Below are 2,497 nucleotides of genomic sequence, written 5' to 3' on the forward strand. Positions count from 1 at the left end.
CCACCAGCCCCGCCACCCTCGCCCACCTGCTGAAGGGCATACGCACCGGCGGCCTGTGACCAGTCCACCGCGTCCCCACTCGGGCGCAGCTTCAGGACTCCGACCCCGCTTCCACTCCCCGCGGCCCGTGCGGCAACGGTCCCGCCCTGTCCAGCAGGCCCGTCCGGGCCGCCAGGGCCGCTGCCTCCAGCCTCGACCCCACTCCCAGTTTCATCAGGACTCGTTGGACGTGGGTGCGGGCGGTGGAGGGGGCGATGTTCATGCCGGCGGCGATCAGGCGGGTGTCCTCGCCGTCGGCCACGCGGACCAGGACCTCCACCTCGCGGGGGGTGAGGAGCTGGAGGAGGCGTTGGCCCTCGTCGTCGGGCTGGGCGGTGGGGTTGAGGAGTTCGCTGAAGGCTCCCTGGAGGAGTTGGGGGGCCACCGCGGCCTCTCCCGACCGGGCCTTCATGATCGCGCGCTCGACTCCCTCGATGCGCTCGTCATGGCGTACGTAGCCGGAGGCACCCGCGGCGAAGGCCGCCGCGATGCCGCGCGGGCTCGGGACCGGGCCGAGGACCAGGACGGCGACCTGGGGCCGCTCCCGCTTGATGCGGACGACCGGGTCGAAGATGCCCGGCTCGGCCGGGGTCGCCGTGCCCAGCAGGCACACCTCGGGCGCCCGGGTGATCACCAGTTCCGCCGCGCCCGCGGCGGGCGCCGCCGCGGCGAGCACCCGGTGCCCCCGCAGTTTCAGTGCCGAGGCCAGCGCCTCGGCGAGCAGTCGGTGGTCGTCGACCACCATCAACCGCACTCCCAACGAGCAACCCCCCAGTCCCCCGTGGATGCCCTGACGGACAGCCAGGCAAGGCAGAGCCAGATAGATACCGGCACACGCGCAGACGGACAAAGGGTGCCCCCCGGCACCCCGCCCTTCATGCCCCCGGAAGCTACACGCTTGTTCGACGTTGCGCTCCCCCTACCGGCGAGAAGTGCCCGGATCGCCGAAATTCCTCGCATTCGAGGGTGATGAGCGGTACGTGCACGGCCCCGCCCCTGAACAGGGACGGGGCCGTGCGGGCAAGCGGCGCGACGATCAGCCGCCGGCGCCGAACGCCAGCGCCAGGTACTCCTTGTCTCTGCCGGAGCTGTCGTGCGCGTACACGGCGGCCATGTACAGGCGGCCCTGCGCGTAGATGAGTTCGGAGGATTCGGGAGACATCCCGCTCTCCGCGTCCCGCACCGACTCCGTCGACGGGTTCTGGAGCAGCTTCGTCTGCTTGAACGTACCGCCGTCGATGCTGACGACCTGTCCGCCTTCCCTGTACGGCGCGCTCTTGTACGCGATGACGTTGGTGCCGTCCATGCGCAGCGGGAACAGCGTGTAGCCGTCGCCGGCGTCGGCCCGCTGGCCGGTCTGCCGGCCGGTGGTCAGGTCGAAGGCGACGATCTCGTTGGTCTCCTTGTACTCGCCCGTGCCGTCGTGCTCCTCCGTCGGGAGGTACAGCCGGTTGGGGCCGACGGCGATGCCGGCGCACTTCTCCATCTCGGTGATGCCGTCGCAGCGGGCCGCGAACTGCTCACCCGGCGCCGAGATCTTGGTCAGCAGCTTGCCGGTCTTGTTGTCGATGGAGAAGAAGTCCGAGATGCCGCTGCCGTCCTGGGCACTCTCGCCGACGTCGGCGGCCACGACCAGCGGGTCCGTCGACACGATGCTCGCGTACTCGATGCCGGTCGCCATCTTGTACTCGGAGAGCACCTTCCCGGAGACCGGGTCGATGGTCTGGATGTGCAGCTCGCGCTCGTCGTACGTACCGCACTTGCGTACCGCGACCAGCTTGGTGCCGCCGCCGTAACCGGCGTCGTAGCAGGTGTCGGCCGCCTTCGGGGACCACAGCAGCTTGCCGGTGGTGATGTCGAAGGCCGAGCCGCCCTCGGTGGCGCCGAGCGCGACGGTGCTGCCGCCCACGGTGACGTTGTCGAAGGTGATCGGGTAGTCGCCGGACGTGACGGTCTTGCGCCACAGCTGCTTGCCCGCGACGAGGTCGATCGCGGCGACCTCGCTGCAGCCGGACGTGGAGTCCTTGGTGGGCATCTTCGGCTGGAAGACCACCGCGGTCTTTCCGTCCGCCGTGGTCTTGCGGCTTGCCGCACAGATCGGGCCGGGCAGCTTGACCGTCCAGAGCTTCGTGCCCTTGGCCGGGTCGTAGCCGACGATCTCGGCGATGCCCGACTTCACGTACGCCTTCTCGGTCAGCCAGGAGCCGGTCACGTCGACGCTGTCGTCCTTGGCGACCGCGGGCGCCGGGATCTGGAAGAGGACCTTGGAGGCCGGGTCGCCGGGCACCTTCTCGGTGCCGCCGGACGTCGTGGTGCCGCCGGTGCCGCCGCTGTCGCCCTTCTCGTCGCCGCCTCCGCCGGTCGTGCCGCCGGTGCTCGCGGTGTTCGACTTGTCGTCACCGGAATTGGCGTACCAGACGCCACCGCCGATGATCAGCGCGATCGCGACGACGGCCGC

General features: G+C 70.4%; 2 protein-coding genes. Both read right to left on the reverse strand.

Annotated elements, in window-relative coordinates; all coding sequences use genetic code 11:
* Window positions 1-91: 91 nt before the first annotated feature.
* The gene (locus P1P75_RS41030) at window positions 92-784 is read right to left on the reverse strand and encodes a response regulator transcription factor (protein WP_150471406.1); all 693 of its coding nucleotides are present in this window, start codon (window positions 782-784) and stop codon (window positions 92-94) included.
* Window positions 785-1,075: 291 nt separating this feature from the next.
* The coding region (locus P1P75_RS41035; protein ID WP_319265012.1) for a PQQ-binding-like beta-propeller repeat protein at window positions 1,076-2,497 on the reverse strand (1,422 nt) is incomplete at its 5' end.

It is taken from the genome of Streptomyces sp. ID05-39B, from assembly GCF_033794725.1.
In the GTDB taxonomy this organism is placed as follows: Bacteria; Actinomycetota; Actinomycetes; order Streptomycetales; family Streptomycetaceae; genus Streptomyces; species Streptomyces bobili.